12 protein-coding genes, 2 pseudogenes and 1 riboswitch are annotated in these 15,768 nt (G+C 61.0%); of the genes and pseudogenes, 12 read left to right on the plus strand and 2 right to left on the minus strand.

The window, feature by feature from the left end:
• The first annotated feature begins 3 nt into the window (after positions 1–3).
• From BSY16_RS25685 to BSY16_RS25695, 3 genes are read left to right on the plus strand one after another with little or no spacing between them, the layout of a single operon-like run.
• The gene (locus BSY16_RS25685; RefSeq protein ID WP_069062635.1) at positions 4–810 is read left to right on the plus strand and encodes an NAD-dependent epimerase/dehydratase family protein; all 807 of its coding nucleotides are present in this window, start codon (positions 4–6) and stop codon (positions 808–810) included.
• A gap of 8 nt (positions 811–818) precedes the next feature.
• Positions 819–2,012 (plus strand): NAD(P)/FAD-dependent oxidoreductase, encoded by a 1,194-nt coding sequence (locus tag BSY16_RS25690; protein ID WP_069062636.1) that lies wholly within the window; start codon positions 819–821, stop codon positions 2,010–2,012.
• Positions 2,013–2,029: 17 nt separating this feature from the next.
• On the plus strand, positions 2,030–3,715 hold the full coding sequence (locus BSY16_RS25695; protein ID WP_069062637.1) for a thiamine pyrophosphate-binding protein: 1,686 nt from the start codon (positions 2,030–2,032) through the stop codon (positions 3,713–3,715).
• A 24-nt stretch (positions 3,716–3,739) separates the two neighbouring features.
• On the opposite strand, the gene BSY16_RS25700 is transcribed toward BSY16_RS25695, so the two are convergent.
• Complete coding sequence (locus BSY16_RS25700) at positions 3,740–4,471, minus strand: FadR/GntR family transcriptional regulator (RefSeq protein WP_069063699.1); 732 nt, start codon at positions 4,469–4,471, stop codon at positions 3,740–3,742.
• Positions 4,472–4,513: 42 nt separating this feature from the next.
• On the minus strand, positions 4,514–7,561 hold the full coding sequence (gene ydiJ / locus BSY16_RS25705) for a D-2-hydroxyglutarate dehydrogenase YdiJ (protein WP_069062638.1): 3,048 nt from the start codon (positions 7,559–7,561) through the stop codon (positions 4,514–4,516).
• A 98-nt stretch (positions 7,562–7,659) separates the two neighbouring features.
• Here ydiJ and BSY16_RS25710 point away from each other — a divergent pair, with 98 nt between their 5' ends.
• The 9 genes and pseudogenes from BSY16_RS25710 (at position 7,660) to nrdE (ending at position 15,760) form a co-directional block, all read left to right on the plus strand.
• Positions 7,660–8,409: an SDR family NAD(P)-dependent oxidoreductase gene (locus tag BSY16_RS25710; protein WP_069062639.1), complete on the plus strand. Its 750-nt coding sequence runs from the start codon at positions 7,660–7,662 to the stop codon at positions 8,407–8,409.
• Positions 8,402–9,145, plus strand: a complete 744-nt coding sequence (locus BSY16_RS25715) for an SDR family oxidoreductase (protein WP_069062640.1) — start codon at positions 8,402–8,404, stop codon at positions 9,143–9,145. Before BSY16_RS25710 ends, BSY16_RS25715 begins: the two co-directional genes overlap by 8 nt.
• A gap of 15 nt (positions 9,146–9,160) precedes the next feature.
• Entirely contained in the window at positions 9,161–9,355 is a 195-nt protein-coding gene (locus BSY16_RS25720) for a hypothetical protein (protein ID WP_069062641.1), read from the plus strand.
• A 421-nt stretch (positions 9,356–9,776) separates the two neighbouring features.
• Positions 9,777–10,259 carry a TRAP transporter small permease gene (locus BSY16_RS25725; RefSeq protein WP_150130149.1) on the plus strand — a complete coding sequence of 161 codons (483 nt, stop codon included), beginning with the start codon at positions 9,777–9,779 and terminating at the stop codon, positions 10,257–10,259.
• Positions 10,259–11,202, plus strand: a pseudogene (locus BSY16_RS25730) (TRAP transporter large permease). The gene BSY16_RS25725 and the pseudogene BSY16_RS25730 overlap by 1 nt, the downstream one beginning before the upstream one ends.
• A gap of 30 nt (positions 11,203–11,232) precedes the next feature.
• A pseudogene (locus BSY16_RS25735) lies at positions 11,233–12,227 on the plus strand (TRAP transporter substrate-binding protein).
• 291 nt (positions 12,228–12,518) lie between these two features.
• A riboswitch (cobalamin riboswitch) is annotated at positions 12,519–12,736 on the plus strand.
• Between the two features lie 249 nt (positions 12,737–12,985).
• On the plus strand, positions 12,986–13,207 hold the full coding sequence (gene nrdH / locus BSY16_RS25740; RefSeq protein WP_069062642.1) for a glutaredoxin-like protein NrdH: 222 nt from the start codon (positions 12,986–12,988) through the stop codon (positions 13,205–13,207).
• 13 nt (positions 13,208–13,220) lie between these two features.
• Positions 13,221–13,616, plus strand: a complete 396-nt coding sequence (nrdI, locus tag BSY16_RS25745) for a class Ib ribonucleoside-diphosphate reductase assembly flavoprotein NrdI (protein ID WP_069062643.1) — start codon at positions 13,221–13,223, stop codon at positions 13,614–13,616.
• On the plus strand, positions 13,613–15,760 hold the full coding sequence (nrdE, locus tag BSY16_RS25750; RefSeq protein ID WP_171902518.1) for a class 1b ribonucleoside-diphosphate reductase subunit alpha: 2,148 nt from the start codon (positions 13,613–13,615) through the stop codon (positions 15,758–15,760). The genes nrdI and nrdE overlap by 4 nt, the downstream gene beginning before the upstream one ends.
• Positions 15,761–15,768 lie beyond the last annotated feature (8 nt).

Raw genomic sequence — 15,768 nt, forward strand, 5'->3', positions numbered from 1 at the left:
ACCATGTCCCATTTCCAGAAAGTTCTTCTGACGGGTGCTGCCGGCGGCGTCGGCACGGCGCTTCGCCAGTCCGGCACGCGGCTCGGCAGGGTCGTGCGGCTGTCCGACCGCAAGCCCTGCGAAAACATCGGGTCGCACGAAGAGGATTTTCCGCTCGAGCTTGCCGATTTCGATGCGGTTTCGGAGGCGGTGAAGGGTTGCGACGCCATCGTGCATCTCGGCGGCCAGCCGCTGGAAGCCGAATGGAAGACGATCCTCGATAGCAACATTTCCGGCGGCTATAACATCTACGAGGCCGCGCGCCAGCACGGCGTCAAGCGCATCGTCTATGCCAGTTCCGTGCATGCGATCGGTTATTACGAGCGCACCGAGACGATCGACGGCACCGTGCCGACCCGGCCGGACAGCCTCTACGGTGTGTCGAAAACCTTCGTGGAAAATCTCGGTCGCTACTATTTCGACAAGTTCGGGATCGAGACGGTCAGTATCCGCATCGGATCCTGCTTCCCGGAGCCGACAGACCGCAGGCACCTCATTACATGGCTGTCCTATCGCGACTGCCGCCAGCTTGTCGAAAAGAGCCTGTCGGCCCCGCGCGTCGGCTTCATGGTCGCCTATGGCATGTCGAACAATGCGCAGGCCTTCTGGGACAATCGCACCGCCGCCGTGCTCGGCTATAAACCGCAAGACAGCGCCGACGATTATGCCGACAAGGTTTTTGCCAGCACGGAACAGGGGGACCCGAACGATCCGGCCGTGCGCTACCAGGGCGGCAGCTTCTGCGCGGCCGGCCACTTCGAAGACAAGTGAGGGCGACGATGCAGGCTTCGAAGACATCCTATGACGTCATTATTGTCGGCGGTGCCGTGGTTGGCAGCGCGACCGCCTATTTTCTGGCGACGAACCCCGATTTTACCGGCTCGGTGCTGGTGATCGAAAAGGACTGGACCTATCAGCGCTCGGCGACCGCGCTCTCGTCCAGTTCTATCCGCCACCAGTTCTCCAACGCAATCAACGTCAAGGTCTCGCAGTTCGGCACGGAGTTCATTCGCAACTTCCGGAAAAATGTCGAAGTCGATGACGATACGCCGGAAATCGGCTTCCACGAAAACGGCTACCTCTTCCTTGCGGGCGACGCGCGTGGCGCTGACGTGCTTCGTCGCAACCACGAAACGCAGGTCTCCTGCGGCGCCGACGTGTCGTTGCTCGATCCGGAAGGGCTGGGTCGCCGCTTCCCGTGGCTTAACGTGGAGGGCCTGACGCTCGGCAGCACAGGCGAAAGCGGCGAAGGCTGGTTTGATAGCGTCGGGCTGCTGCAGGGTTTCCGCAAGAAGGCGCGCACTCTCGGTGTCGACTATATCGAGGACGAAGTCGTCGCGGTGAACCGGGAGGGTGACCGCATTGTTTCGGTGACGACGAAGAGCGGGCAAACGGTCGCTTGTGGCACTTTGGTCAACACGTCCGGCACCAATGGCAAGCAGGTTGCGCGCATGGCCGGCCTCGACATTCCGGTCGAACCGCGCCGTCGTTCACTCTTCGTGGTGGATTGCCGCACGCCACTGGAAGGCAAGGTCGGCCTCACCATCGATCCGTCCGGCGTCTTCTTCCGCCCCGAAGGGAAATTCTACCTGATGGGCACCTATCCTAAGCACGATCCGGAGGTCGATCCGAACGATTTTTCCGTCATGCACGACGAGTTCGAGGACGAAATCTGGCCGACGATCGCCGAACGCGTGCCGGCCTTCGAGGCGATCAAGGTGGTGAACAGTTGGGCGGGGCACTACGACTATTGCACGCTCGATCACAACGTCATCCTCGGCCCACACACCGACGTGAAGAATTTTCTCTTCGCCAACGGCTTTTCCGGCCACGGCCTGCAGCAGTCGCCGGCAATGGGGCGCGGCCTGTCCGAACTGATCGCCTATGGCGGCTTCCGCTCGCTCGACCTCTCGCCCTTCGGCTACGAGCGCGTCGTCGCGGACCGGCCCTTCCTTGAGGACGCCGTGATCTAACGGCTCAGGAGACGAACATGACAACCGAATATGAGACACGCAGCGGCGGCCAGATCCTGGTCGACGCACTGAGGGTTCATGGCGTCGAACGGGTGTTCGGCGTGCCGGGTGAGAGCTATCTGGCGGCGCTGGATGCCTTTCACGATGCCGAGGATGCGATCGAGTTCGTCATCTGCCGTCAGGAGGGCGGGGCGGCCTATATGGCAGAGGCCTATGGCAAGTTGACGGGCAAGCCCGGCATCTGCTTCGTCACCCGCGGGCCGGGCGCCACCAATGCCTCTGTCGGCGTGCATACGGCGTTCCAGGATTCGACGCCGATGATCCTCTTCATCGGCCAGGTGGCGCGCGACCAGATGGAGCGCGAAGCCTTCCAGGAGATCGACTATCGCCGCATGTTCGGCCAGATGGCGAAATGGGTGGTGGAGATCGAGGATGCGGCACGCATTCCCGAACTCATCAGCCAGGCCTTCCACCGCGCCGTCAACGGTCGTCCGGGACCGGTGGTCGTGGCGCTGCCGGAGGACATGCTGACGGATGTGGTGGCCATTGCCGATACACCGGCCTACAAACGGGTGGAAACCTATGCCGGTGAGCCACAGCTCGACGAGTTGATCGCACTGCTGGCAAAGGCGACGCGACCCATGGTCGTCGCCGGCGGCGGCGGCTGGACGCAGCAGGCGGTTGCCGATCTGCGCGCCTTCTCGGAAGCGTTTTCGCTTCCGGTCGCTGCTTCGTTCCGCTGCCAGGATCTCTTCGACAATACGCATGGGAACTATGCGGGCGATCTTGGCCTTGCGGCCGGGCCGAAGCTGATCCAGCACGTGAAGGATTGCGACTTGCTGATCTCCATCGGCGCTCGCCTTGGCGAGATGACGACCGGCGCCTACACGCTGATCGACATTCCTGTACCGAAGCAAACATTCGTCCATGTTCATCCCGGCGCGGAGGAACTCGGCCGCGTCTATCATGCCACGCTCCCGATCAATGCCAGTGTAGCCGGTTTTCTGGCGCAGGCCAAAAAGCTGAAGCCTGTGGCAGCGCCAGCCTGGCGTGATTGGACGGCGGCGGCCCATGCCGACTATCTCGAAAACATCAACCATCCGCAGGTGCCGGGGGCCGTCCAAATGGGCGAGGTCATGGAATGGTTGCGCGGCCATCTGCCGGCCGATGCCATCCTGACGACGGGCGCGGGCAACTATTCCGCCTGGGCGCATCGCTTCTACCAGTACCGCACATTCCGCACCCAGCTCGGGCCGACCAACGGCTCGATGGGCTATGGCGTGCCGGCGGCAATCGCCGCAAAAATCACAGTGCCGGAGCGCACTGTGGTCGCCTTCGCCGGCGACGGCTGCTTCCTGATGAACGGGCAGGAACTGGCCACCGCGATGCAGTATGACGCCCGCGTCATCTTCCTTGTCATCAACAACGGCATGTACGGCACGATCCGCATGCATCAGGAGCGCAACTATCCCGGTCGCGTTTCGGGCACGAGGCTCACCAACCCGGATTTTGCCGATCTCGCCCGCTCGTATGGCCTGCACGCGGAGACGGTGGAGAGGACGGAGGAATTCGCCGATGCCTTCCTGCGCTCGGAAGCCTCCGGCAAGCCGGCGCTGATCGAAATCCGCATCGACCCGGAAGCGCTGACGCCCAAGATGAGCCTGACGCAGATCCGCGAACAGGCACTTGCAGCGGGCAAATGAGACGGGCGGGCCGCGGCGCGGCGGTCAGTCGTCCGCTTCGCTGCCCGCCGGCTCGTCCAGCATGGCGCGGTAGCGGGTGAGGCTTTCCTCCAGATGCGCGACCAGCGCCTGTTTGGCAGCCTTGGCATCGCCCTGTGTGATCGCCGCGAGAATGCTGGCATGCTCCTTGTTGATCTTCTTCAGATAGGCATTGTAGGTGCGGCCGGATTGGCGATGCTTGAGCACCAGATCGAAGTTAATCTCGCCCATCACCGCGACAAGAAAACTCGGAAAATGCGAGTTGCGCGTGGCCTTGGCGATGGCAAGATGGAAATCGAAATCGGCGCGCGCCTCGATCTCGGGATCGTTCGTATCGAGGTTTTCGATATAGTCGAAGGCGCGAGCGATCTCGGCCAGCGCTTCCGGCGTGCGACGCTGCGCGGCAAGCGCCACGGACTGCATCTCGACGCCGAGGCGCAGTTCGAGGATCTGCATGGCGGAGCGGATGTCATCGATGCGGCTGATCTCGAAGTTCAGCGTCTTGACGTCCTTCTCCGTGACATAGACGCCGGCACCCTGCCGCGAAATGACCCGGCCTGCCACCTTGAGCGAGGTGAGCGCTTCGCGAATGACCGTGCGGGAAACGCCGAACTCCTCGCAGAGCTGGGCGCTTGACGGGATCTTTTCGCCGGGCGCATAAAGTCCGCTATCGATGCGCTCGGCAAGTTTGGCGACGACGATTTCCGCGAGATTGCCGCGCTGTGTTATGATCGACATGCCGGTCTGCCCTTCGCCCCGAAAGTTCGCATTTATCACATATCATACATGGCAGGCTTCTCCAATGGCAGCGGCATTCGCCTGAAGAAGGGTGCAGATAACTTCCAGGGGATGCGGAATGCGCCGCTCCGCCATCAGCTTTACCTGCGAACGGCAGGAATAGCCCGTCGCCATGAGCACATCTTCCGTTCCCAGCCTTGCGAGGGCGGGCTGCCAGCTCATCGCATAGAGTTTCTCCGAAAGCGCGCGGTTGCGCACCTCATGACCAAACATGCCCGCCATGCCGCAGCAGCCGGCCTCGATGACGGAAAGCTCGATGCCCAGTTTTGCGAAGACCGCACCCCATTGGCTGGCGGCCGCCGGCAGGTTGCTGCGTTCCGTGCAATGCGCCATCAGCCGATAGAGCGGTCGGTCGCCCACGGGAACGGGTGAGGGCAGCCGGTCGATCAATTGCGCCAGCCATTCCTGCGGTAGCAGGACGCGCGCACGCAGCCGTGTCGCGCCATATTCGCTGCGATAGGCGAGCGTCATCGAGGGATCGATGCCGACCAGCGCCACTCCGGTATCGGCCATACGGTCGAGCTGCCGGGCGGTCCGCCCTGCTGCTCTCTCAAAAGCGCCGAGATACCCGAGCACGTGCAGCGCCTTGCCGTTGCCAAGCGGCGGCGCGAGGAGGGGCCGAAACCCGAGGAGGACTGCGACATCGATGGCGGCGGACAGTACCTGCGGGTCGAAATGTTCGGTAAAGGCGTCGGGCACGAAGATAACCGTGCTGGCCCGTTCCTTCCCGCTCAGGCTCGCGAGTGCCTGCGGTGTTGCAATGGCGACGCTGCGGCGAAGCGAAGGGGCGGGCAGGGCAGGAAGTGCCGTCAGGCCCGCAAAGCGCATCGCCGCCCGGCCGATCGTGGAGCCGACGAAGATATTGTAGAGCGGTCGCGTTCGCGCCATCACCGGCAATATGGTTTCGATGGCAGCGACGATCGGGTCCTTCAGGGGGCGCAGGTAGCGTCCGTAGTAGAGTTCGAGGAATTTGGAACGGAAGGCGGGTACGCTCACCTTGACGGGACACTGGCCTGCGCAGGCCTTGCAGGCGAGGCAGGTATCCATCGCCGCCCGCACCTCATGGGAGAAGTCGTCGCGGTTTGCGGGGTTGAGCGAGTTCCAGGCGCGACAAGCCAGCCTTAGGGCGGCGCTCGAGCGGCGCAAGCGTTCCGCCGCCTGGCGCGGATCGACGCCTTTTTCGGCAAGCCGGCGAAGCCACTCCCGCATCAGCGAGGCGCGGCCCTTCGGTGAAAACCGTCGGTCGCGCGTCGCCTTGTAGGAAGGGCACATGAGCCCATCGGCATCGAAATCGAAACAGGCGCCGTTGCCATTGCAATAGGCTGCATTGTCGAAGGCGGCGCGGATGTCGTTGCCGATGATGCGGTCGAGGCTGCCACGCAAGGGAATGTCGTCGATCTTCGGCAGGGTGCTGCCGGCAGGCGCGACGATCTTGCCGGGATTTAGCTGGTTGAGCGGGTCGAAGGCCTGCTTGATGTCCTGCAAGCATGGATAGAGGGGGCCGAAGAAGGCCGGCACATATTCCGAGCGCACCCCCTTGCCGTGTTCGCCCCAGAGAACACCACCGTATTTTTGCGTCAGCGCGACGACGGCGTCACTGATCCGCCGTACGAGCGCAGCATGGTCTGCGCGGGTCAGATCGAGCGCAGGACGCACATGCAGCACGCCCGCATCCACGTGGCCGAACATGCCATAGGTCAACCCTTCTCCATCGAGCAATGTCCGGAATTCGCGGATATAGGCGGCGAGATGTTCTGGCGGAACGGCGGTATCCTCGACGAAGGGCACCGGCCGGATCGGGCCTTCGACATTGCCAAGCAGGCCGACCGCCCGCTTGCGCATCGTCCAGATGGCGTCGATATCGGCCTTGCCATGCGTCGTGGTAAAGCCTTTCCGGCCGGGGAAGGCGGTTCCTTCGAGTGCCGCGCTGACGAGAGCGAGTTTCTCGGCAAGATCCCCCGAGGTGTCGGCCAGAACCTCGACAATGTTGATGCCGTTCGCCGGCCCGTCGGCATCGTCTGGAAAAAAGCCTGCGATGCGCGGCCAGACACTGTCGCCCTTCGCAAGCCGCAGGACCGTCTCGTCGATCGTCTCGACCGAGGCGACGTTGAGAGCGACGAGCGTGCGGGCGTCTTCGAGCGCGGCATTGAAATTGTCGTAGCGGATGTTGATGAGCGCCGCGCAGGCGGGAATTGGCAACAACGCCAGTTCCGCCTCGGCGATCATCGCAAGCGTGCCTTCGGATCCGCAAAGCAAGGCGTTCAGGTCAAAAAGACCATCCCCGCGCTGGAGATGGGCGAGGTCATAGCCGGTCATGAAGCGATTGAGCTTCGGGAAAATCGCCTCGATCTGCTCGCGGTTGTCGGTCGCGATGCGAGCGAGCGTCCTGTGGATGTCGCCGATGCGGTCGCGCCGGGCCTGAAGCGCCCGCAATTCTTCTTCCCGCACGGGGCGGGAGAGGAAATCGGTGCCGTCCGTCAAAACCACGCGCAGGGCGCGGACATGGTTGCTGGTCTTTCCGTAAAGGCAGGATCCCTGGCCGCACGCATCCGTCGAGATCATACCGCCGATCGTCGCCCGGTTGGAAGTGGACAGCTCCGGCGCGAAAAACAGGCCGTAAGGTTCCAATGCCTTGTTCAACTGGTCCTTGACGACGCCGGCGTCCACGCGTGCGGTTTGACGGACCGGATCGATCTCGATGATCCTGTTCATATGGCGCGAGCAGTCGACAACGATGCCGTTTGTCAGCGACTGGCCATTCGTACCCGTGCCGCCGCCGCGCGGGGTAATCGTGACGCCGGAAAATTCCGACCTCGCGAGGGTCTTGGCAATGCGCTTGAGATCGTCGATGTTTTTAGGAAACAGCACGCCGGCAGGCGCCACCTGGTAGATGGAATTGTCGGTGGAATAGACAGTGCGCTCCGAAGCATCGGTGCCCACGTCACCCTCGAACCCTGTGGAGGCGAGATGCTTGAAAAAGCCGGTATTGGATGTCGAAACGGCCCGGTTGGTATCGAGGCGGGGGATCATGGCGGATTCCAAAAACGGCTTGCGCTTCGTTGAAGTTGGCATATAAGTGATAACATACCAATATGGCGGTGCAACCCGGAAAACGCGAGGTTTGAAACGTGAAAAACCAGTCTGTTGTCATAGTCGGTGGCGCTTCGGGCCTCGGGCTCACGACGGCGAAGCTGATGGCCGCGCATGGCGCGACGAAGATCGGCCTCATCGATCGCAACGAGGCGTTGCTGACATCCTCTGCAGCGGAACTGACGGCGCTCGGCGTCGAGGTGGCGACCGCGGTGGCGGATATTTCCCGTGCCGAAACGGCGCATGCCGGCTTCGATGCCGTTGCTGCCAAACTCGGCCGCGTCCATGCCCTCGTCAACAGCGCAGCAATCTACCCGCGCAAGGCCATTCTCGACATTACCGATGAAGATTGGGATCTCGAAAATGCGATCAATGTCAAAGGCACCTACCATATGATGGTCGCAGCCGTGCGCCATATGCGCCAGTTCGTGAACGCGCCGGACGTCACTGGCCGTATCGTGAACATTACCTCGGTCGATGCGTTCAAGGCCCATCCGCAGAACGCGCATTATGCGGCGACCAAGGCGGCGGTCGTCAGCCTGACGAAATCCTTTGCGCAGGAATGCGCCAAGGACCAGATTCTCGTGAACTCCGTAGCGCCCGCCGGCTTTGCCACCGACCGCGCCAAGGAACTCGGCTTTCTGCCGGAACTGGCGAAAGCCAGCGCGCTCGGCCGCGCCGCCGAACCGGTTGAAATGGCCGAATGGATCGTCATGATGGCATCGAGCCGGAATACCTATGCGACCGGCGAGAATGTCGTGATCAGCGGGGGATACATCTATGTCTGACGTCTACCGCGTCGCCGTCGTCACGGGCGCGACCAGCGGCATCGGCAAGGCCATCGTGCCGATGCTGCGCAAGCGCGGGCTTGACGTCTATGCCATCGGGCGCAACGAGGCGCAGCTAGCTGAACTGGCGAAGACAAGCGGCGCGATCCCCGTTCAGGCGGATGTACGCGATAGCGCGCGCATAGCCGACGCGCTGGCCGGCGTCGAGGTCGATATCCTCGTCAACAATGCCGGCATCCTCTCGACCCGCGCAGCCTTTCAGGACATCGACCCCGCCGAAATCGACGCGATGGTCGATATCAATCTCAAGGCGCCGATGCACCTGACGCGCATCGTCCTGCCGGGCATGGTTTCGCGCAAGCGCGGCCACCTCATCTATATAGGCTCCAGCGGCGGCCAGGCGGCATTTCCGGGCATGGGGGCTTACGGCCCCTCGAAGGCCGGCCTCAGCCTCTTTTGCGATAACCTGCGCTGCGACCTGCTCGGAACCTCGGTCCGCGTCAGCGAGATCGTGCCCGGCCGCGTGCAGACGGCGCTGTACCGCACCTCGATCCCGGACAATCAGGCGAGCGCCGTACTCTATGACGGCTACCGTCCGATCCAGCCGGAAAACATCGCGCAGATCATCAACGACGTGATTGCGCTGCCCGTCTATGTCGATGTCGCCCGCGTCGAGGTTTTCCCGACCGACCAGGCGACCGGCGGCGGATCCATGGTAAGATTTCCGGCAAGCTGAAGTCCTGGAGGCGCCGTGTCCGGCAACGACGACAAGAAAACGCGGGAAGAAAAGCCGGATCTCATCAGGCACTATCGCCCGGTCGCCATCCGCTCGGTTCTCGCCGCCCATGCGATGATCCCGAGAAGGCAAGAACCCCTGCCGCCCGATCCGCCGGCAGACACGGGCTTCGCCCTACCGGCAGGCTTTCACGCGATTCCAGACGATTGAAATTTTGCCGACGCGGACACTCGATCATACTCTGTGCCCTATATGCATGTTCACAGCCGGCTCCAGTGGCGCGCGCCGCCAGGCGGCGTGAGTTGAATTTGGTGGCGTGGCGCGTGGCCCTGATCCACGCACATCTGTCATTGTTTTCCTGGAAAGCGAGGCAAGGGGTTGGGGGCGGGCGATGATCTATTCGGCCACGTCCTGCTAAGGGTATCGGAAAATAGTTGACACCTTCTCATCTTGTATACTTCAGGAATATATAAAGTATGCAAGATGAGAAGGTGTACGATGCCATTGACAGCGGAGCGACGAAACTATCCGTTCTGAACGGAGAAAATCATAGGCGTGTCCCAGGTGCTCCTGCGTGGGTAGAAATTTCTGGCCGGGATTTTCATAACGGTGCTGCTGGCGCTGATCCCCGGTGAACGTCGTCACTCGTTTCGCCAAGGTGCCGACCTACTGGATCGATCAGGCTTCGATTTTCTCGTTGATCTGGTTCGGCTTCATCGGGGCATCGGTCATGACGCGGCTGCGGATCCATTTCGCCGTCACGCTCCTGTCGGATCAGTTGTCGCCCAAATGGGTCGTGCGGTTGCGCGCGCTCGCCACCGGAACATCGCTGACCTTTGCGATCGGTTTTGCGGTGGTGTGCTGGTTGTGGTTGGATCCGCTCGGCATCGCTTCCCACGGTTTTGATGCCCAGGCTTTTGCCTCGGAAACCTTCAACTTCCTCTATACCGAGCGGACCCAGACGCTGGAATGGCCGAGCTGGATCGTCAACCTGATCCTGCCGATCTTCGCTCTCACTCCCACCGTCCACAACGCTGCCAACTTGCTTGAAGACCTCGGGATCGCGCGCAAGCGCGAGCAGGCCCCGCTAACGACTGCCGAAGGAGCCGCTTGATGTTTACCTTCGGCGCATTCGTTGCCCTCATGTTGATTGGCCTGCCAATCTCCATCCTGTTGTGTCTCACGGCGGCGGCGTATATCTCGCAGAGCGATAACACGGTTCTGTTCGTCTCCTTTCCCACCCAGATGTTCATGGGGCTGGACAGTTATGGATTGATCGCCATCCCGCTGTTCATTCTCATCGGCGAGATCATGAATGGCGGCGGCATCACGCGGCGCATCATCGACATGGCCATGGCTTTCGTCGGCGCGCTCAAGGGCGGTCTTGTCTATGTGAATCTGCTCGCCCACAGGTTCGTGGCCTCCATTCTCGGTTCCGCGGCAGCACAGGTTGCGCTGATGTCGCAGATGATCGTCCCGGAAATGGAGAAGAAGGGCTAAGATAAGACCTTCGCTGCCGGCCTCACTGCCTATGCCGGCATGCTTGGGCCGGTCATTCCGCCGTCCATCATGTTCGTTGTCTACAGCGTCATTGGCAAGTTCCCGTTGGAACCATGCTGGCCGCCGGCATCATTCCGGGTGTCATTCTAACCATAGCCTTCTGCGTGGTGATCGCGCTCATGGGCTATGTCTACAACTATCCGCGCGGCACCAGCCTGCGATGCGCGAGCGTGTGCCCATTACACTAAAGGCCGTGTCGACTCATCGGCACGGTGATTGACGGCGCGCCTGGCTTGATCATGACCATTCCAATCCTGCTTCCAATCGCGACGGAAGTCTACGGCATCGGCCCGGTGCATTTCGGCGTCGTCGCCGTGCTCAACTTGGTCCTCGGCTTTTTGTCCCCGCCGGTCGGACTGAACTTCTTCATCGCTGCCGCCGTGACGGGCGCGAAACCTGGAAAGATGTTCATTGTAACGCTACCGTTCTTCCTGATCTGCTGCGTCATCCTGGTGCTGCTTTCGATCTTCCCGGCACTCTCGACCTACTTCTCCTAACTCGCTAACTCATAAAAGAGGGAACCCACCATGGACATTACACGTCGTGCTTTGATGAAAAGCGTCTCGCCTGGAGCAGCAATGACTGTCTCCGCACCGTCGATCCTGCGTGCGCAGACCGCCAAGATCTACCGTCTCGGCATTACAGCGCCGCCCGGCCACCCGTGGAACGTCGCAGCTGAAACTGTCGGCAAGCGCCTTTCGGAAGAAACCAATGGTCGCCTTTCGATTCAGGCCTTCCTGTCGAATCAGCTGGGCAACGAAGGCGCGATGCTGCAGCAGATGCAATCCCGCGCGCTGGATCTCGGCTGGATCATGACCGCGGAACTCGGTTCGCGTATTCCTCAGATCGCTGCCATCAATGCGCCGTGGCTCGTCAAAAGCACGGAAAAAGTCGCTACGCTCGTTCGCCATCCCGCGGCCCTCAAGCTGCTCGACGTACTGCCTACCCAGAGCGGTACGATCGGCCTTGGTTACGGCATCGCCACCCTACGCGTCGTCTTCACGGGCAAGGAAACCGCAGGCATCGAAGATATCAAGGGTATGAAGCTGCGCATCAACACAACGCTGGCGTACCGTGATTTCTACCAGCTGCTCGGCGCAGCGCCGACACCAATGCCGACACCGCAGGTGTTCGACGCCATGTCCAACGGGCAGGTGGATGGACTTGAAGCCGATCTGGATCTCTCCTGGAATCAGCGCTACGACAAGGTCGCCAAGACAATGCTGCGTATGAACGCCATCTTCATGCCCTGTGTCGCCTTGGCGTCCGGTCGCGTATAGAAGGGCGTTCCTGAAGCGGATCGTGAACTCATCACCCGCCTCACCCGTGAAGAGCTCGACAAGCAGATCGACGCTACCGTCGCAAAGGAAGCCCCCCTCCTGCAGAATTTCAAGGATGCCGGCATCAAGATCGTCGACGTAGACCTGCAGAACACCGCCGAAATTATCGCGGCCTATCACGAGATCTCGCTGCCGAAGGCACCGGTTCTGAAAAACTGCGGGAAGTCGGCGCAAGTCTCTGACGGAAGCGGCTCACCTGTTTGCGGCTTTCCTGCCAAGGGAAGGCCGTATCGGCACAGTCCACCATGTAGGCACGATTATTTTCAGATCACGTGACAACATTCTGAGAGGCTGGCTTCTTTCCCTCTGATAGGAGCGGGGGTGTTGTTGTCTGCGAAAGACCTAAGAACTCGCAACACGATTGTGGACGAATCTTGATCGAAAGACCCGATGGCGGCGTCGGCCAGTTCTAGTGCGGGCACCGAAACGGTTGATAAGTCGTCATAGCTGTTGACGCATTTTTTACCTCGTCTACTATATCTTGTGTTCGAGGTTCCTTCGATTCGAAAAAATCGAAGGCTAAGACGGGAATCCGGGGCGGCCATGATGGCCGCGTCAAACCGGAGCTGCCCCCGCAACTGTAAGCGGCGAGCATTCGTTCGATGAAGCCACTGAGGCGCAAATGCCTTGGGAAGGTGAACGGATGCCGCGACCCGCAAGCCAGGAGACCTGCCTCGTACATGAATGTCCACGGGCGGGGTGTCCGGAAGGCGAGCGTTGGGTTGCGGAATGATGTCGCGCCCCGTCTCCCCGTATGTCCCGCATAATCACTTCGGGGTGAAGTTATGTCGATCCAGTTTCCAGTGCATCCACGCGAGTAAGCGGCGTTTCGTGTCCGGCCGTCTCAGGCGGCCATCTGCCTATCTCCAGTTTTTCGAACGGCCATCGGCGGATGGCTGAACGATTTGTCACGCCCAATTGTCCAATTACGAGGAAGACCATGTCCATCACCGTCTACAGCAAGCCTGCCTGCGTCCAGTGCACCGCGACCACCCGCGCGCTCGACCGCCAGGGCATCGATTACAGCGTCGTCGACGTCTCCGAGGATGCCGATGCCTTCGCGCTCGTGCAGGGGCTCGGCTACCGGCAGGTCCCTGTCGTCATCGCCGGCGAGCAGCATTGGGCCGGCTTTCGTCCGGATATGATCAGCGCGCTGGCTTGAAGCGAGCCAGGCGATGGGCGGGCTCGTCTATTTTTCCACCCGGTCGGAAAACACCCGTCGGTTCGTGGAAAAGCTCGGCCTTCCAGCCTCCCGCATTCCTCTCCGCGCCGACGAGACGCTGAAGGCGAAGGCGGCCTTCGTGCTCGTCGTGCCGACCTACTGCGGTGAGGACGGGAAAGGCGCCGTTCCCAAGCAGGTGATCCGCTTCCTCAACGATGCGGAAAACCGCGCAAACCTTCGCGGCGTGATTGCCGCGGGCAACAGCAATTTCGGCGCGACCTTCGGGATCGCCGGCGATGTCATCTCCGCCAAATGCGGGGTGCCGTACCTCTATCGCTTCGAGCTTCTGGGCACGGATGAGGATGTCGCCAACGTCAAAGATGGATTGGAACGATTTTGGACACGATGACGCTCGACAAGCCGATCAAGGCCCCGGAGATTACGGCGCTGGACTACCACGCGCTGAACGCCATGCTGAACCTCTACGACGAGGGTGGAAAAATCCAGCTCGACAAGGACCGGCTGGCCGCCAAGCAGTATTTCCTCCAGCACGTCAACCAGAACACCGTGTTCTTCCATAACCTCAGGGAAAAACTCGATTATCTGGTGACGGAGGGCTACTACGAGCAGGAGGTTCTGGACCAGTATGCCTTCAATTTCGTGCGTGACCTGTTCGACCACGCCTATGACAAGAAGTTCCGTTTCCCGACCTTCCTCGGCGCCTTCAAATATTACACGTCCTATACGCTGAAGACTTTCGACGGGAAGCGCTACCTGGAGCGCTATGAGGACCGCGTCTGCATGGTGGCGCTGGCGCTGGCGCGCGGCAACGAACAGCTTGCCCGCGACCTCGTCGATGAGATCATTTCCGGCCGCTTCCAGCCGGCGACGCCGACCTTCCTCAATGCCGGCAAGAAGCAGCGAGGAGAACTCGTTTCGTGTTTTCTGCTGCGCATCGAAGACAACATGGAGAGCATCGGCCGCTCGATCAATTCGGCCTTGCAGCTCTCCAAGCGCGGCGGCGGCGTGGCGCTTTCGCTGACGAACCTTCGCGAAATGGGTGCGCCGATCAAGCAGATCGAGAACCAGTCCTCCGGCGTCATTCCGGTGATGAAGCTATTGGAAGATTCCTTCTCCTACGCCAACCAGCTCGGTGCGCGGCAGGGCGCGGGTGCGGTCTATCTCAACGCCCATCATCCCGACATCATGCGCTTCCTCGATACCAAGCGCGAGAATGCTGACGAGAAGATCCGCATCAAGACGCTGTCGCTTGGCGTCGTCATCCCCGACATCACCTTCGAGCTCGCGAAGAACAACGAGGACATGTACCTGTTCTCGCCGCATGACGTGGAGCGCGTCTACGGTGTTGCCTTCTCCGAGATTTCGGTGACGGAAAAGTACCGCGAGATGGTCGAGGACGCCCGCATCAAGAAGAAGAAGATCAAGGCGCGCGACTTCTTCCAGATCATCGCCGAGATCCAGTTCGAAAGCGGCTATCCGTACATCATGTTCGAGGACACGGTGAACCGGGCAAACCCCATCGCCGGGCGTATCTCCATGAGTAACCTCTGCTCGGAAATCCTGCAGGTCAGCGAGCCGAGCACGTTCAACGACGACCTCTCCTATGCGACGATGGGCAAGGACATTTCCTGCAATCTCGGCTCGCTCAACATAGCGGCTGCTATGGATAGCCCCGATTTCGGCCAGACGATCGAGACGTCGATCCGGGCACTCACGGCCGTCTCCGAGATGAGCCACATCTCCTCGGTCCCCTCCGTCGAGAAGGGCAATGACGACAGCCACGCCATCGGCCTCGGCCAGATGAACCTGCACGGCTACCTCGCCCGCGAGCGCATCTTCTATGGATCGGAAGAGGGCGTCGACTTCACCAATATCTATTTCTACACGGTGACGTACCACGCCATCCGCGCCTCCAACCGGCTGGCGGTCGAGAAGGGCGTGAGCTTCAAAGGCTTCGAGAATTCGAAATACGCTTCCGGCGAATATTTCGACAAATACACGGAAGCGGAATGGCTGCCGGCGACGGATAAGGTGCACGGGATTTTCGACGAGGCGGGTATCCATATCCCGACGCAAGATGACTGGCAGTCTCTGAAGGCTGCAGTCATGGCAGGTGGTCTCTACAACCAGAACCTCCAGGCCGTGCCGCCGACGGGCTCGATCTCCTATATCAATCACTCGACGTCCTCGATCCACCCGATCGTCTCGAAGATCGAGATTCGCAAGGAAGGCAAGATCGGCCGCGTCTATTATCCGGCCGCCTTCATGACGAACGACAATCTCGACTACTACCAGGACGCCTATGAGATCGGCCCGGAGAAGATCATCGACACCTATGCGGCGGCGACGCAGCATGTCGACCAGGGCCTGTCGCTGACCTTGTTCTTCCGCGACACCGCGACGACGCGCGACATCAACCGGGCGCAGATCCATGCCTGGAAGAAGGGCATCAAGACCATCTACTACATCCGCCTTCGCCAAATGGCGCTGTCCGGCACGGAAGTGCAGGGCTGCGTCTCGTGCGCATTGTGACATCGGGG

Source organism: Sinorhizobium sp. RAC02, from assembly GCF_001713395.1.
Lineage (GTDB): Bacteria > Pseudomonadota > Alphaproteobacteria > Rhizobiales > Rhizobiaceae > Shinella.